Source organism: Saccharopolyspora kobensis, from assembly GCF_900108315.1.
In the GTDB taxonomy this organism is placed as follows: Bacteria; Actinomycetota; Actinomycetes; order Mycobacteriales; family Pseudonocardiaceae; genus Saccharopolyspora; species Saccharopolyspora kobensis.
The window spans coordinates 315,985-340,875 of record NZ_FNVB01000004.1 but is presented as its reverse complement, the minus strand read 5'-3'; the positions used below and the strand labels follow the sequence as shown (position 1 = coordinate 340,875).

Below are 24,891 nucleotides of genomic sequence, written 5' to 3'. Positions count from 1 at the left end.
CGCAGGGGGCCGTCAGTCCGACGACCCCCTGCGCACTGCGACTCAGTCGCGCGGCTTCTCGCGCATCTCGTAGGGCTCGATGATGTCGCCGACCTTGATGTCGCTGTACGACCCCAGGGTCAGACCGCACTCGAAGCCCTCGCGGACCTCCGTGGCGTCGTCCTTGAACCGCTTCAGCGAGTTGACGCTGAGGTTCTCGGCGACCACCACGCTGTCGCGCAGGAGACGTGCCTTGGCGTTGCGCTTGATGACGCCCTCGGTGACCATGCAACCCGCGATGGTGCCGACCTTGGAGGACTTGAAGACCTCGCGGACCTCTGCCTTGCCGAGCTCGACCTCTTCGTACTCGGGCTTGAGCATGCCCTTGAGCGCCTGCTCGATGTCCTCGATGGCCCGGTAGATCACCGAGTAGTACCGGATCTCCACGCCCTCGCGGTTGGCGACCTCGGCCGCCTTGCCCTCGGCCCGGACGTTGAAGCCCAGGACGATGGTGTTCTCCGCGGTGGCGAGGTTGATGTCGGACTCGTTGATGCCACCGACGCCGCGGTGGATGACCCGCAGCTCGACCTCGTCGCCGACCTCGATCTTCATCAGGGACTCTTCGAGCGCCTCGACGGTACCCGAGTTGTCACCCTTGATGATCAGGTTCAGCTGGTTGGTCTCCTTGAGCACCTTGTCCAGGTCCTCGAGGCTGACGCGCTTGCGCTTGGCCGCGTTCTGGGCCTCGCGGATGCGAGCCCCGCGGCGGTCGGCGATCTGCCGCGCCACCCGGTCCTCGTCGACCACCAGGAAGGTGTCACCCGCACCCGGCACCGACGTGAAACCGATGACCTGCACCGGCCGCGACGGCAGCGCCACGGGGACGTCCTCGTCGTTCTCGTTGATCATCCGGCGGACGCGGCCGTAGGCGTCCCCGGCGACCACCGAGTCTCCGACGCGGAGCGTGCCTCGCTGCACCAGCACCGTGGCCACCGGGCCGCGACCGCGGTCCAGGTGGGCCTCGATCGCCACGCCCTGCGCCGGCATGTTGCGGTTGGCCCGCAGGTCCAGCGTGGCGTCCGCGGTCAGCAGGATCGCCTCGAGCAGGCTGTCGATGTTGGTGCCCTGCTTCGCCGAGATGTCGACGAACATGGTCTCGCCGCCGTACTCCTCGGCGACCAGGTTGTACTCGGTCAGCTGCTGGCGGATCTTCGCCGGGTTCGCACCCTCGACGTCGATCTTGTTGACCGCGACCACGATCGGCACACCGGCCGCCTGGGCGTGGTTGATCGCCTCCACCGTCTGCGGCATGACGCCGTCGTCGGCGGCGACCACCAGCACGGCGATGTCCGTCGACTTCGCACCGCGGGCACGCATGGCGGTGAACGCCTCGTGACCCGGGGTGTCGATGAAGGTGATCGGGCGCTCGTTGCCCTCCAGCTCGGTGACGACCTGGTAGGCGCCGATGTGCTGGGTGATGCCACCCGCCTCACCGGCCTGCACGTTCGCCTTCCGGATGGTGTCGAGCAGTCGCGTCTTACCGTGGTCGACGTGACCCATCACGGTCACCACCGGCGGACGCGCCTGCAGCTCCTCCTCGGAGCTGTTCGGGTCGCCGTAGCTGATGTCGAACGACTCCAGCAGCTCCCGGTCCTCGTCCTCCGGCGAGACCATCTCGACCTTGTAGTTCATCTCCTGGCCGAGGAGCTCCAGCACCTCGTCGGAGACGGACTGGGTCGCGGTGACCATCTCACCGAGGTGGAACATCGCCTGCACCAGCGAAGCCGGGTTGGCGTTGATCTTCTCGGCGAAGTCGGTCAGCGAAGCACCGCGGCGCAGGCGAACGGTCTCGCCACCACCGCGCGGGAGGCGGACGCCGCCGACCGACGGCGCCTGCATGTTCTCCATGTACTCCTGGCGCTTCTGCCGCTTCGACTTGCGGCCGCGCTTCGCGGGACCACCGGGACGGCCGAAGGCACCGGCCGTGCCACCGCGGCCACCGGGTCCGCCCGGACGGCCACCGCCGCCGGGACGACCGCGGAAGCCGCCGCCTGCCGGGGCGCCACCGCCACCGGGCGCGCCGCCACCGCCGCCGCGGAAGCCGCCGCCACCGCCACCGGGACGACCGCCACCGCCGCCGCCCGGACGGCCGCCGCCGCCACCGGGGCCGCCACGACCGCCACCGCGGCCACCGCCGGGTCCGCCACCGCTGCGCGGCGGGCGGGGCGGCATCATGCCGGGGTTCGGACGCGGGGGCATCATGCCCGGGTTCGGACGCGAACCGCCGTCACCGCGCGGAGCACCGCCCGGGGCCGGAGCCGAACCGGCGCCCTGGCCACCGCCCTGACGGCGCTCGCCGCCCTGACGACCGGGGCCGCCCTGGCCACCGCCCTGACGGGGACCGGGCCCCGGGCGCGGCGGACGCTGCTGCGGCGCACCGCTGCCGACGCCGAACGGGTTGTTGCCGACGCGCGGCTGGCGCGGACCGGGCTTGGGCGCCTTCGGCCGCGGCGGAACGGTGCCACCGTCCGCCTCGCCGTGGGGCTTCGGGCCCGGCTTCGGACCGGGCTTGGGGCCCGGCTTGTGCTCGGTCTTCGCGGCCGGCGCCTGCTCCGCGGGCTTGACCGGCGGCTCGGGCTTGACCTGCTGCGGTTCCGGCTTCACCTGCTGCGGCTCCGGCTGCCGCGGACCCGGCTTCGGGCCGGGCTTGGGGCCCGGCTTCGGCGCGGACGCCTCGGGGCGCGGGCCGGGCTTCGGGCCCGGCTTCGGCACGCCCGAGTCGGAGCGCGCGGGCTTGTCCGCCGGAGCGGGCTTGTCGCCGCCCTTCTTGGACGACTTGTTCAACGCGTCGCGCAGCCTGCGGGCCACCGGGGCCTCCACGGTGGACGACGCGGACTTGACGTACTCGCCCTGCTCGGCGAGCTTGGTCAGTACTTCCTTGCTGGTAACACCGAGCTCTTTGGCGAGCTCATGTACGCGGGCCTTGCCTGCCACTGCTCTCCTCATCTGGGTGAGGCCGGGCGGCAGTCCCGCTCGACCTCGTCCTATCGCCGATGCGCGTTCATGGCTTCAGCTTCACGGCTGATTCATGACGGGTCGACCTGCTTTCCATCAATTGCCTGGCGCGGGACGGATCCCGCGTCGGTCCTGTCGTGAGCCGCGTGCTGCGGTCGCCCGGCACCGATGTGCTCGTGCACCGCCGAGGCGTCGAGTGCTCCTCGCACGCGAAACGCGCGTGGGAACGCCCGGCGCCGCTCGGCCAGACGCAGGCATGCCGGATCGGGGTGCAACCAGGCTCCCCGGCCCGGCCGCCGACGTCGCGGATCGGGAACGACGACGGAGGGAACCCCGTCGCCACCGGCGACCACGCGCAGCAGCTCAGCAGGCGACGTCCGGGTGCGACATCCCACGCAAGTACGCACCGGCCCACGACTCTCGTCGTGCTCGCCGGACACACGTGTGCGGATTGTTGCTCCCCTCGCGTCAGCCTGCCATCGATTCTAACCCGACGACGTTACTCGGCCGAACCCGCGGTCTGCACACCGTCCACCGCGGGGTCCAGACCCGCCGCGGGGTCCGGGGCGCTGCTCGGGCTCGTGCTCGGATCGGCGTCGCTGCGGATGTCGATGCGCCAGCCGGTCAGCCGCGCGGCCAACCGGGCGTTCTGGCCCTCCTTGCCGATCGCCAGCGAGAGCTGGAAGTCCGGCACGACCACCCGCGCGGTCTTGGTGCGTTCGTCGACGACCTCCACCGAGACTACCTTGGCCGGCGACAGGGCGTTGCCGACGAAGGTCGCCGGGTCGTCGGAGTAGTCGATGATGTCGATCTTCTCGCCGCCCAGCTCGCTCATCACGTTGCGCACCCGCGCGCCCATCGGGCCGATGCAGGCGCCCTTCGCGTTGACGCCGGAGACGGTCGAGCGCACCGCGATCTTGGAGCGGTGCCCGGCCTCGCGCGCCACCGCGGGGATCTCCACGGTGCCGTCGGCGATCTCCGGGACCTCCAGCGCGAACAGCCGCCGGACCAGGTTCGGGTGCGTCCGCGACAGCGAGATCTGCGGGCCCCGCGCGCTGCGCGAGACGCCGTAGACGTAGCACTTGATCCGGGTGCCGTGCTCGTAGTTCTCCCCGGGCACCTGCTCGGCGGCCGGGATCACGCCCTCGCTGTCGCCGACCTGCACGACGACCATGCCGCGCGAGTTCGCCCGCGCGTCGCGCTGGATGACACCACCGAGGATCTCGCCCTCCTTGGTGGCGAACTCGCCGAAGGTGCGCTCGTGCTCCGCGTCGCGCAACCGCTGCAGGATGACCTGCCGCGCGGTGGTCGCCGCGATCCGCCCGAAGCCCTCCGGGGTGTCGTCCCACTCCTCCTGCACGCTGCCGTCGGCGGCCAAGGTGTGCGCGAGGACTCGCACGACGCCGGTCTTGCGGTCCACCTCCACCCGGGCGTGCGGCTCGTGGCCCTCGGTGTGGCGGTATGCGGTGAGCAGTGCCGATTCGATCGCTTCAAGGACCGTCTCGAACGGGATGTCCTTGTCGCGCTCGATCGCACGCAACGCCGCGATGTCGACGTTCACCTCGACTCCTCCGTGTCTTCCCGGTCGTCTCCCGCCTGGGAGACGCCGCCCGCAGCCCGCTCCAGCTTGACCAGATCCTCCGCCGGTGGCTGCTGGAATTCCACCTCGACCACCGCGCGCTCCACGTCGCGGTAGGACAGCCTGCGCAGTTCACCGCCGGTCAGCACGGTGACACCGTCATCATCGGCTTCCCCGGCGCGGGCCACCAGCTGCTCGCCGCCGGCCAGGCGGATCTTGACCAGGCGGTAGCGCGCCCGGCGCCAGTGCCGGGGCCGGGTCAGCGGCCGGTCCACGCCCGGCGAGGTGACTTCGAGCGTGTAGGAGCCGGCCAGGACGTGCTCGTGCTCGTCCAGCACCTTCGACACCTCCCGACTGATCTCGGAGATGTCGTCGAGCCCGACTCCTTCGTCGGAGTCGATGACGACCTTGACCAGGCGGCGGCGGCCGGCCTGCTGCACGCCGAGCTCCTCCAGGTCGAAGCCCGTCCGAGCCACGGCCTCGGCTACGACGGGCTCCAGCTGCGCGGTGATCTCACCACGCGGCGGGCTGGACACGTTGGCACTCCCAAGTTTCAATCGCGGTCTGTTCAGACCTGGCGGCGGCGCGGCGCCGGACGGCGCGCGCGGGGTCGGCGACCAGTGCTGCACGTGCCGGTCGCGGTCGCCCAGGGTATCGCGTCCCTCGGCACCCGAGCGCGCCGTGGGATCCCTACGATCGGCGGATCGCGCCGGGACCGAGTGGATCAGGCCCCGGTCGGTGCCCGGACGCCGGTCGACCTGGTCGCCTGGCAGGATAGGCCGACGTGGAATCCCCCTCGCGAGCCCGGTCGGCGCTGGGCAGGCGAAGCGTGCTGCGGTTGATCGCCGCGACCCCGGTCGTGGCCGCGCTGGGCACCGCGTGCAGCTCCGCGCCCGACGAGCCGGACCAGCTGCTGGCGCTGGCGAACGCGGCGAAGTCCGACGCCCGCTTGGCCGAAGCGGTGGCGCGGTCGCACGCGAAGCTGGCCGACGTCGCCAACGAGATCGCCACGGCGCGCAACACGCACGCGGGCGCCCTCCAGCAGGAGATCGACCGCCTGAACCCGCGCGATCCCGAGGACCCGCCGTCGGTGCCGGACGCACCGCCGCAGCAGGCGCCGGGATCGGCGAGCGCGGCGTCGCAGGCGCTGGTCGAAGCGCTGAACAGCGCCCGGGACCAGGCGGCGGGGCTCGTGCCCGCGCTGCCGGACTACCGGGCGGGGCTGGTGGGATCGATCTCGGCGAGCTGCGCGAGTCTGCTGGAGGTGCTGAGGTGACCGAACTCTCGGACGCGGAGGGCACGGCGCTGCGCAGCGCGCTGAGCGCGGAACACGCTGCGTTGTGGGTCTACGGCCTGGCCAGCGCCTACGTCGGCGAGAACCGCGTGCGCAGCGCGATCGACGACGCGCAGGAGCAGCACCGCAGGCTGCGCGACACGGCGGAGAAGGTCATCCGCGGCGCGGGGCAGATCCCGCCGTCGGCGCAGCCCGCTTACGACGTGGGCGAGCGGGTGAGCGACCAGGACTCCGCGATCGGCCTGCTGATCAAGGCCGAGGGCGACTGCCAGGTCGGCTGGCGCTCGGTGCTGGAGAACACCGACGACCCCGGGTTGCGCGGCACCGCGCTGGACGGGCTGACCACCTCGGCGACCCGAGCCACCCGGTGGCGGCTCACCGTCGGCCAGCAGCCCGCGGCCCAGGCCTTCCCCGGTCAAGCCTGATCCCGGTCAGCCCTTGTCCTGCGGCCAGCCGAGCTTGAGAGCTTCTTTCGAGACGTCGAGCAGGCTCGGGTCCTTGTTCGTCGTCTTCTTGTCGTAGTACGCGGAGTCGCCGATCACCACGAGGTTGTCCTGGCGCTCCGAGGCGTAGGCCTTGTCGGCGAGCTTGGGCAGGTCCTGGGTGTTCTGGATGCCGTCGTCGACCAGGTCCCGGATGTTGCCGGTGTTCTCCTCGGCGGTCAGGTCGTTGAGCCGCTGCGCGCTGTCCGCGCTCCGCATCTGCACGGTGACGACCGAGGTCAGCACGCGGGTGCCGTCCGGCAGGGTGGTGTTGTAGAGGGCGCGGGTGAGGTGCTCGCACTCCTCGTTCTTGAAGAACTCCTGGATCTTGTAGTCCGAGACGTTCTGGCAGCCGAGGAATCCCTCTTCGCGGCGGATCGGCTGGAAGTCGTACTTCGTCGCCAGCGGCGGCGTCTCCTCCGGCTCCGGCGCGTCCGGTTTCACCGCGAGCCAGATCAGCCCGGACACCAGCGAGATGGCGAGCAGTCCGGCGCCGCGCAGGGCCCAGCCCATCGGCGTGATCTTGCTCCGCGACGACGGCGGCGGCGGCTCGGGCATCGGCTGCCTGCTGGTCCCCGGGTTGGTCGTCGGGCGCACCGGCGGGTTGACCGGCTGCGGCGGCAACTGGTTCGCCTGCTGGTACCCGGGCGGGTTCGTCTGCGGGTGCACCGGCGGATTCGTCGGCTGCTTCACCGGGGGGTTCGTCTGCGGATGCACCGGCGGGTTGGCCTGCTGCGTCGGCGGGTTGGTCGGCTGCTGCGCCGGGCGCGGCGGGGGCGGGAAGACCGGCCGGGTGCTCTGCCCGGGTCCGGGGTCGACCGGTGCCCGATCCGGCTGTATCCGCGAGTTGTCGCGGCGGAGCGGAGCGGTTTCGCGCTGCGTGTCGGCTTGTTCACCCGTCATGTCTTCGGGTGCACCTCTTCGGTCGGGCACGGAGACTTACGGTAGCGGTTGCGGATTACGAGACGGACACCCCGGACGTTCCTCCCAGCGCCCGAGCGGCCAGCTCGACGTCCGCCCGGGTGTTGTACAGGTGGAACGCCAGGCGTGCGCGACCGGCTCGCGCGGCGCAGGCGACCCCGGCTCCGGTGAGCTTCGCCACAGCGTCCGGTACCTGCACCGAGACGATCGGCGAACCGGCCGGTGGCAGGCCCAGCGAGGCCAGGAACTCGTCGGCCAGGCCGGTGCAGTGCGCGGCCACCGCCGCCATGTCCAGCCCGGCCAGCCAGTCCAGCGCCACGGCCGCGCCGACCTGGGAGAACCAGGTGGGCGAGAGGTCGAGCGCGCGGGCGTCGCCCGCCAGTCGCAGGGGCAGTCCGTAAGTCGACGTCCACGGGTCCTCCGTCGCGTACCAGTTGGCGCTGCTGGGGCGGAGCTCCGGCGCATCGGGGTGGATCGCGAGCCAGGCCGTCCCGCGCGGCGACATGAGCCACTTGTACGCCGCGCTGACCACCCAGTCCGCCCAGCCGAGCTGCAGCGGCATCCAGCCGACGGCCTGCGTGGCGTCGAGCAGCACTCGCGTCGAGCTCGTCTCCGAGGTCTTCCGCAGCGCGTCCAGGTCGACGATGCGGCCGTCGCTGGACTGCACCGCGCTGACCGCGACCACGTCGTGGTCGGCGGCGCGCGCGGTGATCTCCTCCAGCGGCACCGCGGTCACCTGCACGCCGCGGTCCTGCTGCGCGGCGAACGGGAAGAGCACGCTGGTGAAGTCGCCCTCGGCGACCAGCACCCGCGCGCCGTCCGGCAGGCTGGCCGCGACGAGCCCGATGAGCTGGGACGCGGTGGCGCCGATGGCCACCCGGTCCGCGGTGGTCCCGATCAGCCGCGCGAAGGCGGCGCGGGCGGTGGCCACGGCGGGCTCGAAGTCACCGGGCCCGTCCAGCCCGCTCCCCCACCGGCGCACCGACTCGGCGACCGCGCGGGCCACCGCGGTGGGTGGGATGCCGATGCTGGCGGTGTTGAGGTAGCCGTCCGGGACGTCGAACTCGGCGCCGAATGCCTCTCGCATCTCCGCATCCTCGCACCGGACCCGTCCGTTCCGGAACGGTTCGCGCCCCGCGAGTGCGCGGCTGTGCGCTGACGACGGGAGCGGGTGCGTAATACCGTGGGGCCATGCGCAGCGAGGAGATCGAGGTCCGCACCGGGTCCGTCGAGGCCGTCCACGACCTGGGCGAGGAGTGCGAGCGGTTCCTGCGCTCGGTGTCGGCCGGCGACGGACTGCTCAACGTCTGGGTGCCGCACGCGACCGCGGGCCTGGCGATCATCGAGACCGGCGCGGGCAGCGACGACGACCTGCTCGCGGCGCTGCGCGAACTGCTGCCCAAGGACGACCGCTGGCGGCACCGGCACGGCTCCCGCGGGCACGGCCGCGACCACGTGCTGCCCGCGATCGTCCCGCCGTACGCCTCGATCCCGGTGCTGGGCGGCCGGATGGCGCTGGGCACCTGGCAGTCGGTGTGCCTGGTGGACACCAACGTGGACAACCCGGTCCGCCGAGTCCGCCTCTCCTTCCTCCCCGGCTGACCCCGCGCCGAAATCGACGCGACGCCTGACGCGGACGTCGTTTCCGCAGGCGGCGGCCCGGTCGTTGCCGCGCGAGGGGTGCGATCGGCGCCTTCGAGGGTCTGCACCGGTGCGGGCGGGGCGGAAGCGGATCTTGCGCGGTTCGTGTTCGCGCGCGCACTCTTTGCGTTCGTGGTGACGACAGGGGTGAGCGGGCGGCGGCTCGGCCGCGTGGTGTCCGCGGGCGTGGTCGGGACGACCGTCGAGTTCTACGACTTCTTCCTCTACGGTGCGGCGGCGGCGACCGTGTTCGGGCCGGTCTTCTTCCCGCACTCCGATGGCCTGCTGGGCGTGCTGCTGGCGCTGGTGACCTACGCCGTCGGGTTCGCCGCCCGGCCGCTGGGCGGGCTGGTGTTCGGGCACTTCGGCGACCGGGTCGGGCGCAAGCGGCTGCTGGTGATCAGCCTGGTGCTGATGGGGTCGGCGTCGGTGCTGATCGGTCTGCTGCCGGGCTACGAGCAGATCGGGATCGCCGCTCCGCTGCTGCTGACGGCCCTGCGGCTGGTGCAGGGCTTCGCGCTCGGCGGCGAGTTCGGCGGCGCTGTCCTGCTGGTGGCCGAGCACGGGCCCCGGGAGCGGCGCGGGTTCTGGACGGCCTGGCCGCAGACCGGCGGGCCGCTGGGCAACCTGCTGGCCACCGCCTCCCTCGCGGCCGTCGCCGCGAGCACCACGGCCGCGCAGTACTCCGCCTGGGGCTGGCGGATCCCGTTCCTGGCTTCGATCCTGCTGGTCGTGGTCGGCTTGTGGGTCCGGCTGCGGGTCGCCGAGTCGCCGCTGTTCCAGGCCGTCGCCGACCAGCGCCGCGAGGCGCGGGCACCGGTGCTGGAGGCGTTGCGGCGGTATCCGCGCGAGGTGTTCGCGGCCTTCGCCGCACGCGTCGGCGAGAACGCGGCGTTCTACGTGTTCACCGTCTTCCTGCTGGTCTACGCGGGGAGCATCGGGCTGCCGACCGCGATCACGACCGCCGCGGTCACCGTCGGTTCTCTGGTGCAGGCGCTGGCGATGCTGGCCGGTGGCGCGCTGTCGGACCGGCTGGGGCGCCGCCCGGTGGCGATCGGCGCGGCGCTGGCGTGTGCACTGTGGACACTCGTGTTCTTCCCGCTGGTCGCCGGTCACCAATCGGTGCTGGTGTTCCTGGCGGTGGCGATCGGCCTGCTGCTGCACGGGACGTTGACCGGTGCGCAATCCGCTTTCTACGCCGAGCTCTTCGGCACCTCGGTGCGGTATTCCGGTGTCTCGCTGGGCTACCAGGCGGCGACCGTGCTGGCCGGTGCGGCGGCACCGCTGGCGGGTACCGCGCTGCTGCGGACCACGCAGTCGCCGACGCCGGTGGTGATCCTGCTGGTCTGCTGCCTGGCGCTGACCGTCGTCGGCATGGCCGTCGTTCCCGAAACGGCTCGCCGCGAACTGACGTCCTGAGCGCGGCTGGCACGATGGATCCGTGACGCGACTCGTGCTGTGGGACATCGACCTGACCCTCATCGACGCCCGGGGCTTCGGCCCCCGCTGGTACCGCCGCGCGCTGGCGGCGGTCACCGGCCGCGAGCTGCAGCAGATGCCCGACACCGCGGGGCGCACCGAACTGGCGATCACCACCGACGTCCTGGAGAACCACGGCGTCGCCGCCGACGAGACCACGATCGCGGCCATGTTCACCGCGCTGACCAGCGCTGTCGCCGAAACCCGCGATGAGCTGGCGCAGCGCGGGAGCGCGCTGCCCGGGGCCGCGCGGGCGCTGGAGGCGCTGGCGGTGGAACCCGGGTTCGTGCAGACCCTGGTGACCGGGAACCTCCCCGAGGTGGCCTTCCACAAGCTCGAATCCTTCGACCTGCACCGCCACGTCGACTTCGAGATCGGCGGTTTCGGCGCCGGTTCGGTGCACCGCCACGACCTGATCGCGGACTCCGTCGCCAAGGCCGCGGACCGGGCGGGCGCGGCGATCGGCGCCGACTCGGTGGTGGTCGTGGGCGACACGCCGCACGACGTCGCGGGCGCGCTGCGCTTCGGCGCCGTGGCGGTCGGCGTGGCCACCGGCGGCAGCACCGAAGCCGAGCTCCGCGCCGCCGGCGCCCACGCCGTCCTGCCGGACCTGTCCGACACGGGTGCCGTGCTCACCGCCCTGTCCTGAGCCTCACCAGGCGGCGGCCACCAGCATCCCGGCGCCGAGGAGTTCGACCCAGAAGTAGAACCAGACCGGGTAGAACGGGGTGCGGCGGTCGGCGAACCTGGACACCACCCGCCCCGCGGCCATCCCGAGCAGCGCCGCCGCGACGGTGATCGCGATGCCGCTGCGCATGCCGGCGATGTCCAGCACGGCCACCACCAGCACGGCGGCGATCGCGATGCCGAAGCCGCCGTAGACGGCGCGCACCTCGGAGCGGCTTTCCGGCGCGCTGACGTCGATCGCGAACGGCTGCAGCAGCGCGGCCGGGGCGATCAGCCCGAACATGCCCAGTCCGGCGAAGAAGGTGGTCACGATGACCAGGAATGCTGCGTCCACTTCGTCCCTCCCAACGAGATCGCCGACAACGATGCGGGAGCCGGTGACCGGGGCGCTTCCAGAAACGTGCTCTGCCGAGCGCGGCGCGGTGTGGCTGCTGCCGGGCGAAGCGCTCTACCGCGGACCGACGCTGCGGCTCGACGAGCACACCGGAGCGGCGTCCTGCCTGGTGATCGGCATCGACGGGCCGCTGCGCGTCGCGGTCGGCGGCAGCGTCGAGCACCACCGCAGCGTCTTCATCCCGCCGCGGCTGACCTGCCAGGTCACCCCGACCGGCCGCCTGGCCTGCTACTTCCTCGAACCGGGATCACCGCAGGAGCGGGCCTGCCTGGCGGTGCTGCGGCCAGGTGAGGGGATCCGCGCCGGGCACCGGCACGAGCGGGAGCTGGCGGAGCTGGCCGGGTCGCTGACCGAGCCCGGTGGCCTGCAGCGGTGGGTGGAGCGCGCGACCGGCGACGCCGAGGTGCGGCGGGACGAGCGCATCACGGCCGCGGTCGCGATGCTGAGCGCGGAGCCGGATCTCTCCGCCGCGCGCCTGGCCGCCGCGGTCCACCTCTCGCCCGCGCACTTCCTCCGGCTGTTCAAGCGGGACACCGGGACCACGCTGCGCCGCTTCCGGTTGTGGGCGCGGATGCTCGTCGCCGGTGCGCACATCGCCGACGGGGCCGACCTGACCCGGGCCGCGGCCGCGGCCGGGTTCGCGAGCCCATCGCACTTCAGCTCGGTGTTCCACGCGATGTTCGGGCTGGCCCCGAGCCGGCTGCTCGCCGTCCCGCTCGACGTCCACGTCCGGCAGCGCGAAGCCCCCGGAGAACCGGCCTCCGGGGGCTTCGCGAGGTGAGGCGTCAGCCGCGCACGGCGTTGATGACGTGCTCGACCGCGTTGTCGACCTCGATCTCCGCGCGGTCGCCGGAGCGGCGGTCGCGGACCTCGACGACACCGCGGGTCAGGCCCTTGCCGACCACCAGGATCGTCGGCACGCCCAGCAGCTCGGAGTCGGCGAACTTCACGCCCGGCGACACCGTGCGGTCGTCCAGGACGACCTGCACGCCGGCCGCGTCGAGCTCGGCGGCGATGGCCTCACCGCGCTCCCGGACGCTGTCGTCCTTGCCCGCGATGACCACGTGCACGTCGGCGGGCGCCACCTCGCGCGGCCAGATCAGGCCCTGCTCGTCGTGGCTCTGCTCGGCGATCGCGGCGACCAGGCGGGACACGCCGACGCCGTAGGAGCCCATGGTGATCCGCTTCGGCTTGCCGTCCTGGCCCAGCGCGTCCAGCCCGAACGCGTCGGCGTACTTGCGGCCGAGCTGGAAGATGTGGCCGATCTCGATGCCGCGCGCGGCGACCAGGGTGCCCTGGCCGTCGGGCGACGGGTCGCCCTCGCGGACCTCGGCGGCCTCGATGGTGCCGTCGGGCGTGAAGTCCCGGCCGCACACCAGGTCCAGCACGTGGTGGTCGGTCTTGTCCGCGCCGGTGACCCACGCGGTGCCGGTGACCACCCGCGGGTCGACCAGGTAGCGGACCCCGTTGTCCTGCAGCGCCTTCGGGCCGATGTAGCCCTTGACCAGGAACGGGTTGGCGGTGAAGTCGGACTCCTCCAGCAGCGCCACCTCGGCGGGCTCCAGCGACGCCTCCAGCCGCTTCATGTCGACCTCGCGGTCGCCGGGCAGCCCGATGGCCAGCAGCTCCCACTCCTCCGCGCCGGGCCGACGGGTCTTGACCAGCACGTTCTTGAGGGTGTCGGCCGCGGTGAACTTGCGGTCGGTGTTGGCGTTGAGGAAGTCGACCAGGGTCTCGATGGTCGGCGTGCTCGGCGTGTGGTGGACCTCGGCGGCGGGCTTGCCCTCGATCGGCTCGGCAGGCGGCGCCGGGGTGATCACGGCCTCGACGTTGGCGGCGTAGTCCGACCCGGTGCTGCGCACGAAGGTGTCCTCACCGGTCGGGCTCTCGGCCAGGAACTCCTCGGACGCCGAGCCGCCCATCGCGCCGGAGGTCGCCGACACGATCACGTAGCGCAGGCCGACCCGGTCGAAGATCCGCACGTAGGCGTCGCGGTGCAGCTGGTAGGAGGTGGACAGGCCCTCGTCGTCGATGTCGAAGGAGTAGGAGTCCTTCATGACGAACTCGCGCCCGCGGAGGATGCCCGCGCGGGGCCGCTCCTCGTCCCGGTACTTGGTCTGGATCTGGTAGAGCATGACCGGGTAGTCCTTGTAGGAGCTGTACTCGCCCTTGACGGTGAGCGTGAACAGCTCCTCGTGGGTGGGGCCGAGCAGGTAGTCGGCGCCCTTGCGGTCCTTCAGGCGGAACAGCAGCGGCCCGTACTCGGTCCAGCGGCCGGTGTTCTCGTAGGGCTCCTTGGGCAGCAGCGCCGGGAAGTGGATCTCCTGCGCGCCGATGCCGTTCATCTCCTCGCGCACGATCTCCTCGACCTTGCGCAGCACCCGCAGCCCGAGGGGCAGCCAGGAGTAGATGCCCGGTGCGATGCGGCGGACGTAGCCGGCGCGGACGAGCAGCTTGTGGCTCGGCACCTCGGCGTCGGCCGGATCCTCGCGCAGGGTACGCAGGAACAACGTCGACATCCTCGTGATCACGGCTACTGGCTCCTCGTCCGGGCTGATTCGTCACCGGCAGGGTAGCGAGTCCCCCCGGGGTCACCACCAGCGGATTACCGCTCGGCGGGCCGGTGTCGGTAGCCGCCGCTAGCGTGCGGCCATGAACCTCGACATCGCCATGGTGACCATCGACTGCGCGTCGCCGCGGACCCTCGCGGAGTTCTGGACGCAGGCCCTGGACACCTCGGTGGCCTTCGAATCCGACGAGTTCGTGATGCTCGCGCCGAACCGCGAGGGCGGTGTCCGGATCGGATTGCAGCGCGTGCCCGAGCCGCGCGCCGGCAAGAACCGCGCCCACGTCGACCTCAACACCACCGACCGGGAGGCGGAGGTGCGCAGGCTCGTCGATCTCGGAGCCACCGAACTGGCCGAGAACGCGACTTACGGCTTGACCTGGACGGTGCTGGCCGATCCCGAGGGCAACGAGTTCTGCGTGGGCTCCGATCACTGAGCCGATCGGCCCATTGTCGGGCCGCTCGTCCTGCGGTTCCCTCGATGTCAGGCACGCATCGCCAGGGGGTTCGATGTCCACTTCGCAAGCCCGCGACGGCCAGAGCCGGCTCGCCGAGCTCGGCCTCAGCGCCCGGTTGGTCGCGCAAGGCGCGCTGACCTGGTACTTCGCCAAGCGCGGCGATCTCGTCGCACGCCTGCTGCACGCACCGTGGCGGGACGACCCCTACCCGGTCTACCGGCAGCTGCGGGAACGCGGGCCGCTGGTGCGCAGCAAGCTGGGCACGCTGGTCGCGACGACGCACCAGCTGTGCGACGAGATCCTGCGCGACCGGCGGTTCGGCGTGCGCACCAGCGACGGCTCCTACGGCGATCCGACCGCGGCGGCCGTGGAGCTGCAGCTCTCGCTGCTGGAGCTGGACCCGCCGGAGCACTCGCGGCTGCGCAAGCTCGCCGCCCCGGCCTTCCGGCCCCGCCGCCTGGAGACCTACCGGGAGCGCATCGAGCAGATCGCCGACGAGCTGCTCGACGGGGTGCGCGGCGAGTTCGACGTGATCCGCGACTTCGCCGGGCCGCTGCCGATCCGGGTGATCTGCGAGCTGCTGGGCCTGCCACCGCTGGACGCCGAACGGCTGGCGCACCACGGCAGGGTGCTGGCCGGCTCGCTCGACGGGATCCGCTCGGCCCGCCACCTGCGGCAGATGCGCGAGTCGTTCGCCGAGCTCGACGGGATCTTCGACCGGCTCATCGAGCAGCGCCGGGCCGATCCCGGCGACGACGTCGTCAGCGACCTCGTCGCGGCGCTCGACGAGGACAGGATCACCGGCACCGAACTGGTGCAGCTGTGCGACCTGCTGCTGGTGGCGGGCTTCGAGACGACGGTGAACCTGATCGGCAACGGCACCCTCGCGCTGCTGCGGCACCCGGACCAGTGGGCCCAGCTGCGCGCGGACCCGGACCTGGCGCCCGCGGTGGTCGAGGAAACGCTGCGCTGGGACCCGCCGGTGCAGATGACCATGCGCATCGCGCACGAACCGGTGGAGCTGGCCGGCCGTCGGCTGGCCGCGGACACCCCGGTGCTGGCCCTGCTGGCCTCGGCGGGCCGCGACCCGGCGGTGCACCCGGAGCCGGAGCGGTTCGACATCAACCGCCCGGACCGCGCCGAGCACCTGGCCTTCTCCTCGGGCATCCACTACTGCCTCGGAGCGCCGCTGGCCCGCATGGAAGCCGAGGTCGCCTTCCGCGCCCTGGCGACCCGCCTCCCCCACCTCCACCGGGCAGGAGCGGCAACCCGCCGCCCGACCTCGATCATCCACGGCCTCGACGCCCTCCCGGTAACCGGCCGCACCCTCAGCCCCACCTGACGAAAGGACGCAATTTCAATTGAAATCACACCCTCGATTTCAATTGAAATTGCACCCGTCGGCGCGTCGGGCACCCGACACGCCGACGGCACGTCGGATGTTGCGCAATTTCAATTGAAATCACACGTCAAAATTCCATTGAAATTGCGCACGTCCACCACCAACGGGTGAACTCGGCCATGGATTTGCGCCGAGGTGTATCTGCTGCAGGGTTCCGCGCCTCTGTATGTACGTGACTCCTGCAACTCCCCCTCCCGAGATCGAGACCAAGCCCTACGACGTCTTCCTCCGAGCCGAGGCCATCGAGGCCGGGTTCAAGGACCGGCACCTGCGGAGCAGCGAGTTCCGCAGGGTCCTGCACGGCGTTTACACCACTGGCGACACCCAGCTGACGCACGAGCTCAAATGCGCGGCAGCAGCCCTGACGCTGCCGCGGGGATCCGTCATCACCGGACGCTCAGCGGCCACGCTGCGCGGTGTCCCGCTGGCGGACTTCGGAGCCCCGGTGGAGGTGATCGTGGCACGCGAGGACGGCATGCTCCGCCGCAGCGGGCTCCGCTGCACCACGTCGCGGACGTTCGACTTCGAGCACTCGCCGTGGCGCGGGATCAGGGTGGCAGGATTCCCGCGCATAGCCCTCGACCTCCTCAGACAGCGTTCGATCGCCCACGCGGTGGGGTACTGCGACGCGCTGCTGCACGCCGGTGCGATCACGGTCGATGAGATAGCGGGGTTCCTCGTCGGCCGGAAGGACCACGGCATCAGCAGGGCGCGCATGCGGCTCGACCACCTCGACGGCCGCGCGGAATCGGTACCGGAGTCGATCTTGCGCGTCGAGTTCGCGCTCCGCGGTTTGCACCCGATCCCGCAGGTGGAGATCTTCGACGGCGAGGACTTCGTCGCTCGCGTCGACCTCGCGTTCGAGGCTGCGCGGGTCGCGGTGGAGTACGACGGAGGGTGGCACGCGGACCCGGCTCAGATCAAACGCGATGAGGTTCGGCGGAACCGGCTCGCCCGCCTCGGGTGGATCGTCGTCGTGGTGACCAGCGATCAGCTCCGGAACGGCTTCGATCAAGTCATCGCGAGGGTCGAGTCGGCGCTTCAGGGTGCAATTTCCATTGAAGTTGCACGTGAGATTTCAATGGAAATTGCGTGACTCGTCGCACACCCGGGGCGCCGACCAGGCCGTTCGTCACGAACGCTTACCCTGGTGGTGTGTTGGTTCTGCTTCCTCCTTCGGAGACCAAGTCGGCTGGTGGTCGCGGTGCGCCGCTGGACCTGGGCGGGCTCTCGCACCCGGAGCTGAACGACACCAGGCGGCGACTCGCCGATGCGCTGTCCACTTTGGCCGGTGATGTGCCCGCGAGCCTGGCCGCGCTGGGGTTGTCCGAGCGGCAGGTCGAGGAGGTCCAGCGCAACGCAGAGCTCTGGGACTCGCCCACCGCCCCGGCGCTGGAGCGCTACACCGGCGTGCTCTACGACGCCCTCGACCTGCAGTCGCTGTCCGCGGTCGAGCGCAAGCAAGCGGATTCGCGGCTGGCGGTGGCCTCGGCGCTGTTCGGCCTGGTGCGCGGCACGGACGCGATTCCCGCTTACCGGCTTTCCGGTGGCAGTGCGCTGCCCGGCACGGGCACGCTGCGCAGCGTGTGGCGACCGGTGCTGGAGCCCGTGCTGGCCGCTGCCGACGACCTCGTCGTCGACCTCCGCTCCGGCGCTTACGCCGCGCTGGCGAGGGTTCCGGGGGCCGTCGATGTCCGCGTGCTGTCGGAGGACGCATCGGGCAAGCGCAAGGTCGTCAGCCACCACAACAAGGCGCACAAGGGAAAGCTGGCGCGGGCGCTCGCCCAGTCACCGGACGAGCCGGAGTCGGTCGACGACGTCCTCGACGTGGCCCGCGCCGCCGGCCTGCAGGTCGAGCGCGAGGCCGACCGCAAGCTCTGCGTCGTCGTGCACGGCTGATCCCTCGCCGCGAAACCGCAGGTCAAAAACCAGTTGTCAGCTCGGGTGGGCTTCGGCCAAGCTGGTTTCGCTCTGGAACGCATGGGAGGAAGGGAGGTTCGTCATGGTCGCCGTTGTGACGGTTGTGCGCGCCGGTTTCGCGCACCGAGGGATCCGAACCTTTTCTCCTCCGCCACGGTTGCGCTGAGCTCGGTGCTCGGGCGGAGGTCTCCGCCCTGAAGGAGCATCCGAGTTGTCCTCGTACGAGCAGTACGACCACGATCTCTTCCGCAACGTCAAGAAGTCCAAGGCGCGCAAGCCCAAATCCGCCAAGCGGCAGCGCTTCGACGACGAACCGGTCCGGCGCGGCCGGCTCACCGAGGAGGAACGCGACCGGCTCGCCGCGCTGCGCGACGAACCCGAGCCGCAGCCGCTGCCCGGTGGCGCCGACCGCTGGTCCACCTGGGACACCGGGGATCGCGGCCCGCAGCCGCACCCGTCCTGGCTGGTGACCGAGCTGGCCGCGCTCGACCACGAGCTGGGCGTGCTCAAGACCGGCAAGGAGGCCGACGTCCACCTGCTGCGGCGCGCGGTGCCCGGTGGCGACTCCTGCCTGCTGGCCGCCAAGCGGTACCGCGACACCGATCACCGGATGTTCCACCGCGACGCCGGCTACCTGGAGGGCAGGCGGCTGCGCAAGTCCCGCGAGATGCGGGCGATCGAGCACCGCACCTCGTTCGGGCGCGGCATGATCGCCCAGCAGTGGGCGGTGGCGGAGTTCAGCGTGCTGTCCGCGCTGTGGCTGACCGGAGCTCCGGTGCCGTACCCGGTGCAGCGCGTCGGCACCGAGGTGCTGCTGGAGTTCATCGGCACCCCGGACGGCACGGCCGCGCCGCGGCTGGCCGCGTTGCGGCCCGACGCCGACGAACTCGACGAGCTGTGGTCGCAACTGGTCGAAGCCCTCATCGCGCTGGCCGAGCACGGCTTCACGCACGGCGACCTGTCCGCCTACAACGTGCTGGTGCACGACGGGCGGCTGGTGCTGATCGACCTGCCGCAGGCGGTCGACCTGGCGGCCAACCCGCTCGGCCTGGACTACCTGCGACGTGACGCACACAACATCGCCGGGTGGTTCCGCTCACGCGGCGCCGACGAGGCCCGCACCGATCCCGACCTGCTCGCCGAACGCCTTGCCACAGCGGGAAATCTGCGCTGGTGAGCAACCGCTGATCGGCCCGGACGCCTGGCTCCGGCAGCCGGGTCGATCAGCTAGACTCGAAGCAGCAGAGCCGGGATCACCGGCCAGTGTCCGCTGCGACACCCTTTGACCACCTATCGGCGCCGACGCGCCGGGCTCGTCCTCGTGATCGCCCGCGGACATCCGCGAAGCCTCCCCGCGACGTGCCACTTCCGGGAGTTCTTCGTGCCATCAAGCTCGTCCACCACCTCCGCACGCTCGCCCCGCCGGCCGCGCCGCCGCCGTCCGCAGGGCGGCAAGCCGCAGCAGCAGCCGAAGAAGCGCAGCCTGTTCGACGAGGTCGGCGTGACCGCCGTCGACCCGGCGCCGTTCGCCGACCTCGGGCTGCCCGCCCGGCTGGTGCGCGCGCTGGCCGACAACGGGATGTCCGAGGCCTTCCCGATCCAGGCCGCCACCATCCCCGACGCGCTGACCGGCCGGGACGTGCTCGGGCGCGGCCAGACCGGCTCCGGCAAGACGCTGGCCTTCGGCCTGCCGCTGCTGGCGATGCAGCAGGGCAACGCCCGGCCGATGCACCCGCGCGGCCTCGTGCTGGTGCCGACCCGCGAGCTGGCCACCCAGGTGACCGATTCGCTGAAGCCGCTGGCCAAGGCCCTCGGGCTCTACGTCCGCGAGGTCGTCGGCGGAACCTCGTTCAACCGCCAGGTGGACACGCTGCGGCGCGGCGTGGACGTGCTGGTCGCGACGCCGGGACGGCTCGCCGACCACGTCCGGCAGGGCACCTGCGTGCTGTCCGAAGTGGAGCGCACCGCGCTCGACGAGGCCGACCAGATGGCCGACATGGGCTTCCTGCCGCAGGTCCGCGAACTTCTCGACCTGGTCCCGGCGGACGGTCAGCGGCTGCTGTTCTCCGCCACCCTGGACGGCGACGTCGACAAGCTCGTCGACCGGTACATGACCGAGCCGGTGGTGCACTCGCTCGCGCCGCCCGCGGCCAGCGTCGACAGCATGGAGCACCACCAGTTCCTGGTGTCCGCGACGGACAAGCAGGCCGTGCTCGCGCGCATCGGTGCTCGCGAGGGCCGCACGATCATGTTCGTGCGCACCAAGCACCACGCCGACCGGATGGCCAAGAAGCTGCGGGCGGCCGGAGTTCCCGCGGGTGCGCTGCACGGCGGCAAGGCGCAGAACGCCCGGACGCGCATCCTCGAGGAGTTCCGCAGCGGTGAGACCTCGACGTTGGTGGCCACCAACGTGGCGGCCCGCGGCATCCACGTGGACGACGTGAGCCTCGTCGTGCACGTCGAGCCCCCGGCCGATCCCAAGGACTACCTGCACCGGGCCGGTCGCACGGCCCGCGCGGGCGCGACGGGCACGGTGGTCACCCTGGTCACCGACGACCAGCGGGAAGCGTTCCGCACCATGGCCGCGCAGGCCGGTGTGAAGGCCAAGACCACGACCGTCCGACCCGAAGACGCCGAACTGGCCCGCGTCACCGGCGCCCGCGAGCCCAGCGGTGTCTCGCTCGCCGCGCCGAAGCAGCGCGACACTCCGCGCAGCCGCGGCGCGAACCCGCGCAACGCCAAGCGACCGGAGCGCACGGCCAACGAGCCCAGTCGGCGGCGGCGTCCCACCGAGCGCGGTCACGACGACGGTCGGCGCTCGGACAACGGCAACCGCCGCGGACAGGCACCGTCCGGGCGCAGCGCCCGGCGCGGCAACCGCGGTGGCGCCCGGCAGGCGTGACAGGAGGAAACGTGGCCCGCCGACTGGAGAACTCGAGCGAGGAATTCCTGCAGTTCTGGCAGGAACGCCACTTGAGCACGCTGACGACGGTGCGCCTCGACGGCACGCCGCACGTGGTCCCGGTCGGGGTGACGCTCGACGTGGCGACGGCGACCGCACGGGTGATCTCCTCCGGCACGTCGTACAAGGCTCGGCAGATCCGCGCCGCCGGGCCCGGTGGCGCGCAGGTCGCGGTCTGCCAGGTCGACGGGCGGCGGTGGTCCACCCTGCAAGGAGTGGCCGTGGTGCGCGATGACCCGGAGGCGGTGGCCGATGCCGAGCACCGGTACGAGCAGCGCTACAAGAAGCCCCGCCCGAACCCGTCCCGCGTGGTGATCGAGATCTCCGTGACGAAAGTCCTGGGCAACGTCTGAGAGCACTGTCAGCGTCGCCGTCCGCGCTTGTGCAAGCGGCGGCAGCCGCTCAGAACCCGCAGTTCGATCACCTGCGGGTTCTGAGTGGTTTTCTGGCGAGGACGGCCCCTCCTCCGTGCATCAGGAGGGGCACCCGCAGTCCGGGGAAGCAGTCAGGTTCCGCCAAGCGACTGCCCGAGCAAAGCAACCCCCTACAGGCTCCGACCGGGGTCGTGGTGAGGTGGTGCGGTGAGCGTCCACCAGGAACAGCCGGAACCAGTGCACGTCGTCGGCATCGGCGCCGACGGCGCTGCGGGCCTGTCCCCGCACGCCCAGGCCGTCGTGAACTCCGCCGAGGTGCTGTTCGGCAGCTCGCGCCAGCTCGATCTGGTCCCCGGGGCGACCGGGCAGCGGGTGGCCTGGCCCACGCCGTTGCTCCCGGCGCTGCCCGGTCTGCTCGCCGAGCACGCCGGTCGGTCGATCTGCGTGCTGGCCAGCGGCGATCCGATGTTCTACGGGATCGGCGCCACGCTGGTGAAACTCCTCGGGCCGGAGCGGGTGCGGATCATCGCGCACCCGTCGTCGCTGTCGCTGGCCTGCGCGCGACTGGGCTGGCCGGTGCAGGAGACCGCGGTCGTGAGCCTGGTCGGCAGGCCGGTGGAGCTGCTGCACCCCCGCGTTCAGCCCGGGAACCGGTTGCTGGTCCTCAGCTCCGACGGCAGCACTCCGGACGCTGTCGCCGCGCTGCTGCGGGAGCGCGGTTTCGGGCCCAGCAGCATGACCGTGCTCTCGGATCTCGGCAGCGAGCGTGAGCAGCGCACCACCTCCACCGCCGACAGCTGGGAGCACTCCGCGGGTCCGCTGAACGTGATCGCGATCGAGTGCCGCGCAGCTCCCGGCGCGAGGACCCTGCCAGTCACGCCGGGTCTGCCGGACGAAGCCTTCGAGCACGATGGTCAGCTCACCAAGCGCGACGTGCGGGCGATCACGCTCGCCCGGCTGGCCCCGTGCGCCGGGCAGTTGTTGTGGGACGTCGGTGCGGGGGCCGGTAGCATCGCGATCGAGTGGATGCGCAGCGATCCGTCCTGCCGGGCGATCGCGATCGAGCACCGCGAGGACCGGGCTCAGCGCATCACCGCGAACGCGAAAGCGCTGGGCGTTCCCGGGATCCAGGTGATCACCGGCGCGGTGCCGCACGCGCTGGACGGGCTGGACGCGCCGGACGCGATCTTCGTCGGCGGCGGTGGGACCGCACCAGGTGCGCTGGAGGAGTGCTGGTCCGCGTTGCGCCCGGGCGGGCGCCTGGTCGTCAACGCGGTCACGTTGGAATTGGAGACGTTGGTGGCCGACTGGTACCGCCGCATCGGCGGCGAACTGGTCCGGATCTCGGTGGAGCGCGCGGCGCCGATCGGTGGTTTCACCGGCTGGCGGCCCGCGATGCCGGTGACGCAGTGGGTGGTGGACAAGCGATGACAGTTCGTTTCGTGGGCGCCGGGCCGGGCGCGGCGGACCTGATCACGGTGCGGGGCCGCGATGTCATCGCCGCCTCGCCGGTGTGCCTGTACGCGGGCAGCCTGGTGCCGACCGAGCTGCTCGAACACTGCCCTCCGGGGGCGAAGCTCGTGGACACCGCGAAGCTGACCCTGGACGACATCCTCGCCGAGATGCTGGACGCGCACGTCGCCGGACTCGACGTGGCGCGGCTGCACTCGGGTGATCCGTCGGTGTTCAGCGCTGTCGCCGAGCAGATGCGCCGCCTGGACGCAGCCGGGATCCCCTACGAGGTGGTGCCGGGCGTCCCGGCGTTCGCCGCCGCGGCGGCCGCGCTCAACCGCGAGTTCACCGTCCCCGGCGTCGGCCAGACCGTGGTGCTCACCCGCACGTCCGCGCGCGCGACGCCCATGCCGGAGCACGAGAACCTGGCCACGCTGGGCCAGAGCCGCGCGACGATGGTCCTGCACCTCGCGGTCAACCGGATCGAGGAGCTCGTCGAGGAGCTCCTGCCCAACTACGGCGCGGACTGCCCGGTGGCCGTGGTGGCCAACGCGAGCCGCGCGGACGAAATCGTCCTCCGCGCAACGCTTTCCGACATCGCGGCGCAGGTTCGGGCGGCGGGCATCGTCCGGACGGCCGTCGTCGTGGTGGGCGAGGTCCTGACGGCGTCGGAGTTCCCGGACAGCCACCTCTACTCCGCCAACCGCTGCCGCGACTGATCTCACCGATCCTCGTCCCCGGCAGCTGAACCAGGGTCACGACGCGTCGAGACCCGGGGACGGCTTCCGCGATTTCAATGGAATTCAGACATCTGATTTCCATTGAAATCGCGCGGATCCCGACGCGCCGTCGGCGTGTCGGTGGTCGACACGCCGACGGTGTGCAATTTCAATTGAAATCGAAGCGCTGATTTCCATTGAAATTGCGGCTTTCTGCGGTCTGGGGGTGGGTTAGGCCGGGGCGTGGCCGACTACGGTGCCCGCGCGGTCGATGACCACCACGTCGACCTCGATCGGGGCGCCGCGGAGGGTTTCGAGGCAGAACTGCCGGGCCCGGTGCGCGATGAGGTCGCCGAGCGGGATGTTCGCGTCGGTGCAGAGGTGCAGCGCTTCGAGGGCCGTGTTGGCCCCCGCGATCCTGGTGACCAGGTCGGAGCCGCCGCCCGCTTCGCCGACGATGGCGGCGAGCCGGGCGAAGTCGACCTGGGAGCGCTTGGAGTGCAGGTCGAGGTGGCCGTCGGCGAGCTTGGAGATCTTGCCGATGCCACCGGCCACCGTCAGCCGCGGGACCGGGTGCCTGCGCAGGTACTTCAGCACCGCACCGGCGAAGTCCCCCATGTCCAGCAGCGCTTCGCCGGGCAGGTCGTGGAGCTGGGCGGCGACCTTCTCCGAGGTGCTGCCGGTGCAGCCGGCGACGTGCTGAAGGCCTGCCGCGCGCGCCACGTCGACGCCGCGCCGGATGCTGTCGATCCACGCCGAGCAGGAGTACGGCACGACGACGCCCGTGGTGCCCAGAATGGACAGTCCACCCAGGATTCCCAACCGCGGGTTCCAGGTGCGCCGGGCCAGTTCCGCGCCGCCGTCGACGGACACTTCGACGATGACGTCGCCGCTGCCGCCGTGCTCCGCGGCGACCCGCTCGACGACCTCGCGCATCAGCTGCCGCGGCACCGGGTTGATCGCCGGTTCGCCGACCGGCAGCGGCAGCCCCGGCTTGGTGACGGTGCCCACCCCGTCACCGGCGCGGAAGACCACTCCCGCCCCGGGTTCGGCCGGCCGCACCGTCACCGACACCAGCGCGCCGTGCGTCACGTCGGGATCGTCGCCGGCGTCCTTGACCACGCCCGCCGTCGCGAAGCCGTCACCCAGCTGCTCGCGGGCGAGCGCGAAGGCCGGCCGGTGGCCCTTCGGCAGCACGATCTCGACCGGGTCCGGGAACGTCCCGGTCAGCAGGGCTGTGTAGGCGGCGGCCGTGGACGCGGTGGCGCAGGCCCCCGTCGTCCAGCCGTACCGGAGGCCCGATCCCTCCGCGCGTCCGCTCATCGCCGTCTCCGAACTAGTGCTCCCGTGAGTGCTTCGGTGCGCTCCAGCGCCCAGAAGCACTCACAGCCCTCACTGGGCCTTTCATTTCCTGGTCGCCTACCGCAGCCATGACGACCGACATGACCGGACCACGGAAGCAGGCGCACAACCCACCCTCGCAGCTTGCACGGCCGCGGGTTCTCAGGCTGTGCCCGCCCAGACTGGGCTCTTGGCGAGGCCACTCCCGTTCGCCGCGCATTGGACA

At 71.7% G+C, this 24,891-nt stretch carries 24 protein-coding genes; 15 read left to right on the top strand and 9 right to left on the bottom strand.

Features of this window, described 5'->3' with window-relative positions; translation table 11 throughout:
• Positions 1-42: 42 nt before the first annotated feature.
• The 4 genes from infB to rimP all read right to left on the bottom strand — a co-directional run bounded on the left by infB (position 43) and on the right by rimP (position 5,109).
• Positions 43-2,973, bottom strand: coding sequence for a translation initiation factor IF-2 (gene infB, locus C4T78_RS14410; protein WP_093344774.1), 2,931 nt, complete (start codon positions 2,971-2,973; stop codon positions 43-45).
• A gap of 92 nt (positions 2,974-3,065) precedes the next feature.
• Positions 3,066-3,347, bottom strand: coding sequence for a DUF448 domain-containing protein (locus tag C4T78_RS14405; RefSeq protein WP_235862941.1), 282 nt, complete (start codon positions 3,345-3,347; stop codon positions 3,066-3,068).
• 146 nt (positions 3,348-3,493) lie between these two features.
• A complete protein-coding gene (gene nusA, locus C4T78_RS14400; RefSeq protein WP_093344769.1) occupies positions 3,494-4,555 on the bottom strand; it encodes a transcription termination factor NusA in 1,062 nt (353 codons plus the stop codon).
• Positions 4,552-5,109, bottom strand: coding sequence for a ribosome maturation factor RimP (rimP, locus tag C4T78_RS14395; protein WP_093344767.1), 558 nt, complete (start codon positions 5,107-5,109; stop codon positions 4,552-4,554). The genes nusA and rimP overlap by 4 nt, the downstream gene beginning before the upstream one ends.
• Before the next feature lie 248 nt (positions 5,110-5,357).
• On the opposite strand from rimP, the gene C4T78_RS14390 reads away from it, so the two are divergent.
• Both C4T78_RS14390 and C4T78_RS14385 read left to right on the top strand, forming a co-directional pair.
• Positions 5,358-5,849 carry a hypothetical protein gene (locus C4T78_RS14390; RefSeq protein ID WP_093344765.1) on the top strand — a complete coding sequence of 164 codons (492 nt, stop codon included), beginning with the start codon at positions 5,358-5,360 and terminating at the stop codon, positions 5,847-5,849.
• Positions 5,846-6,292, top strand: coding sequence for a ferritin-like domain-containing protein (locus C4T78_RS14385; protein WP_093344763.1), 447 nt, complete (start codon positions 5,846-5,848; stop codon positions 6,290-6,292). Before C4T78_RS14390 ends, C4T78_RS14385 begins: the two co-directional genes overlap by 4 nt.
• Before the next feature lie 6 nt (positions 6,293-6,298).
• On the opposite strand, the gene C4T78_RS14380 is transcribed toward C4T78_RS14385, so the two are convergent.
• Both C4T78_RS14380 and C4T78_RS14375 read right to left on the bottom strand, forming a co-directional pair.
• Entirely contained in the window at positions 6,299-7,252 is a 954-nt protein-coding gene (locus C4T78_RS14380) for a hypothetical protein (protein ID WP_093344761.1), read from the bottom strand.
• 55 nt (positions 7,253-7,307) lie between these two features.
• Positions 7,308-8,357: an aminotransferase class V-fold PLP-dependent enzyme gene (locus C4T78_RS14375; protein WP_093344759.1), complete on the bottom strand. Its 1,050-nt coding sequence runs from the start codon at positions 8,355-8,357 to the stop codon at positions 7,308-7,310.
• A gap of 104 nt (positions 8,358-8,461) precedes the next feature.
• On the opposite strand from C4T78_RS14375, the gene C4T78_RS14370 reads away from it, so the two are divergent.
• The 3 genes from C4T78_RS14370 to C4T78_RS14360 all read left to right on the top strand — a co-directional run bounded on the left by C4T78_RS14370 (position 8,462) and on the right by C4T78_RS14360 (position 11,039).
• Complete coding sequence (locus tag C4T78_RS14370) at positions 8,462-8,872, top strand: YjbQ family protein (RefSeq protein ID WP_093344756.1); 411 nt, start codon at positions 8,462-8,464, stop codon at positions 8,870-8,872.
• Positions 8,873-9,043: 171 nt separating this feature from the next.
• Positions 9,044-10,330 carry an MFS transporter gene (locus tag C4T78_RS14365; RefSeq protein ID WP_235862940.1) on the top strand — a complete coding sequence of 429 codons (1,287 nt, stop codon included), beginning with the start codon at positions 9,044-9,046 and terminating at the stop codon, positions 10,328-10,330.
• A 22-nt stretch (positions 10,331-10,352) separates the two neighbouring features.
• Positions 10,353-11,039, top strand: a complete 687-nt coding sequence (locus tag C4T78_RS14360) for an HAD family hydrolase (protein ID WP_093344751.1) — start codon at positions 10,353-10,355, stop codon at positions 11,037-11,039.
• Positions 11,040-11,042: 3 nt separating this feature from the next.
• On the opposite strand, the gene C4T78_RS14355 is transcribed toward C4T78_RS14360, so the two are convergent.
• On the bottom strand, positions 11,043-11,411 hold the full coding sequence (locus C4T78_RS14355) for a DUF4345 family protein (RefSeq protein ID WP_093344748.1): 369 nt from the start codon (positions 11,409-11,411) through the stop codon (positions 11,043-11,045).
• A gap of 31 nt (positions 11,412-11,442) precedes the next feature.
• On the opposite strand from C4T78_RS14355, the gene C4T78_RS14350 reads away from it, so the two are divergent.
• A complete protein-coding gene (locus C4T78_RS14350; RefSeq protein ID WP_218161406.1) occupies positions 11,443-12,252 on the top strand; it encodes a helix-turn-helix transcriptional regulator in 810 nt (269 codons plus the stop codon).
• A 4-nt stretch (positions 12,253-12,256) separates the two neighbouring features.
• Here the strand turns inward: C4T78_RS14350 and C4T78_RS14345 are convergent, their stop codons facing one another.
• Positions 12,257-14,002, bottom strand: coding sequence for a proline--tRNA ligase (locus C4T78_RS14345; protein WP_093344743.1), 1,746 nt, complete (start codon positions 14,000-14,002; stop codon positions 12,257-12,259).
• Between the two features lie 121 nt (positions 14,003-14,123).
• On the opposite strand from C4T78_RS14345, the gene C4T78_RS14340 reads away from it, so the two are divergent.
• From C4T78_RS14340 to cobM, 9 genes are all read left to right on the top strand, one after another.
• Complete coding sequence (locus C4T78_RS14340) at positions 14,124-14,474, top strand: VOC family protein (RefSeq protein ID WP_093344741.1); 351 nt, start codon at positions 14,124-14,126, stop codon at positions 14,472-14,474.
• Positions 14,475-14,547: 73 nt separating this feature from the next.
• Positions 14,548-15,837 carry a cytochrome P450 gene (locus C4T78_RS14335; RefSeq protein WP_093344737.1) on the top strand — a complete coding sequence of 430 codons (1,290 nt, stop codon included), beginning with the start codon at positions 14,548-14,550 and terminating at the stop codon, positions 15,835-15,837.
• 505 nt (positions 15,838-16,342) lie between these two features.
• Positions 16,343-16,993: an endonuclease domain-containing protein gene (locus tag C4T78_RS14330; RefSeq protein ID WP_177247337.1), complete on the top strand. Its 651-nt coding sequence runs from the start codon at positions 16,343-16,345 to the stop codon at positions 16,991-16,993.
• A 59-nt stretch (positions 16,994-17,052) separates the two neighbouring features.
• Positions 17,053-17,796 carry a peroxide stress protein YaaA gene (gene yaaA, locus C4T78_RS14325; RefSeq protein ID WP_093344732.1) on the top strand — a complete coding sequence of 248 codons (744 nt, stop codon included), beginning with the start codon at positions 17,053-17,055 and terminating at the stop codon, positions 17,794-17,796.
• A 232-nt stretch (positions 17,797-18,028) separates the two neighbouring features.
• Positions 18,029-18,994: a serine protein kinase RIO gene (locus C4T78_RS14320; RefSeq protein ID WP_093344729.1), complete on the top strand. Its 966-nt coding sequence runs from the start codon at positions 18,029-18,031 to the stop codon at positions 18,992-18,994.
• A gap of 204 nt (positions 18,995-19,198) precedes the next feature.
• Positions 19,199-20,719 (top strand): DEAD/DEAH box helicase, encoded by a 1,521-nt coding sequence (locus C4T78_RS14315; protein WP_093344726.1) that lies wholly within the window; start codon positions 19,199-19,201, stop codon positions 20,717-20,719.
• Between the two features lie 11 nt (positions 20,720-20,730).
• A complete protein-coding gene (locus tag C4T78_RS14310) occupies positions 20,731-21,132 on the top strand; it encodes a TIGR03618 family F420-dependent PPOX class oxidoreductase (protein ID WP_093344723.1) in 402 nt (133 codons plus the stop codon).
• A 228-nt stretch (positions 21,133-21,360) separates the two neighbouring features.
• Entirely contained in the window at positions 21,361-22,584 is a 1,224-nt protein-coding gene (gene cbiE, locus C4T78_RS14305) for a precorrin-6y C5,15-methyltransferase (decarboxylating) subunit CbiE (protein WP_093344720.1), read from the top strand.
• Positions 22,581-23,324 carry a precorrin-4 C(11)-methyltransferase gene (cobM, locus tag C4T78_RS14300; RefSeq protein WP_093344718.1) on the top strand — a complete coding sequence of 248 codons (744 nt, stop codon included), beginning with the start codon at positions 22,581-22,583 and terminating at the stop codon, positions 23,322-23,324. Before cbiE ends, cobM begins: the two co-directional genes overlap by 4 nt.
• A 231-nt stretch (positions 23,325-23,555) precedes the next feature.
• On the opposite strand, the gene C4T78_RS14295 is transcribed toward cobM, so the two are convergent.
• Positions 23,556-24,647 carry a cobalt-precorrin-5B (C(1))-methyltransferase gene (locus C4T78_RS14295; protein WP_093344715.1) on the bottom strand — a complete coding sequence of 364 codons (1,092 nt, stop codon included), beginning with the start codon at positions 24,645-24,647 and terminating at the stop codon, positions 23,556-23,558.
• Positions 24,648-24,891 lie beyond the last annotated feature (244 nt).

Bases quoted from the DNA above. Each gene is read 5' to 3' on its own strand.
- C4T78_RS14380 (WP_093344761.1), bottom strand. From the start codon at position 7,252: ATGACGGGTGAACAAGCCGACACGCAGCGCGAAACCGCTCCGCTCCGC.
- C4T78_RS14375 (WP_093344759.1), bottom strand. From the start codon at position 8,357: ATGCGAGAGGCATTCGGCGCCGAGTTCGACGTCCCGGACGGCTACCTC.
- C4T78_RS14370 (WP_093344756.1), top strand. From the start codon at position 8,462: ATGCGCAGCGAGGAGATCGAGGTCCGCACCGGGTCCGTCGAGGCCGTC.
- C4T78_RS14350 (WP_218161406.1), top strand. From the start codon at position 11,443: ATGCGGGAGCCGGTGACCGGGGCGCTTCCAGAAACGTGCTCTGCCGAG.
- C4T78_RS14340 (WP_093344741.1), top strand. From the start codon at position 14,124: ATGAACCTCGACATCGCCATGGTGACCATCGACTGCGCGTCGCCGCGG.
- C4T78_RS14335 (WP_093344737.1), top strand. From the start codon at position 14,548: ATGTCCACTTCGCAAGCCCGCGACGGCCAGAGCCGGCTCGCCGAGCTC.
- cobM (WP_093344718.1), top strand. From the start codon at position 22,581: ATGACAGTTCGTTTCGTGGGCGCCGGGCCGGGCGCGGCGGACCTGATC.
- C4T78_RS14295 (WP_093344715.1), bottom strand. From the start codon at position 24,647: ATGAGCGGACGCGCGGAGGGATCGGGCCTCCGGTACGGCTGGACGACG.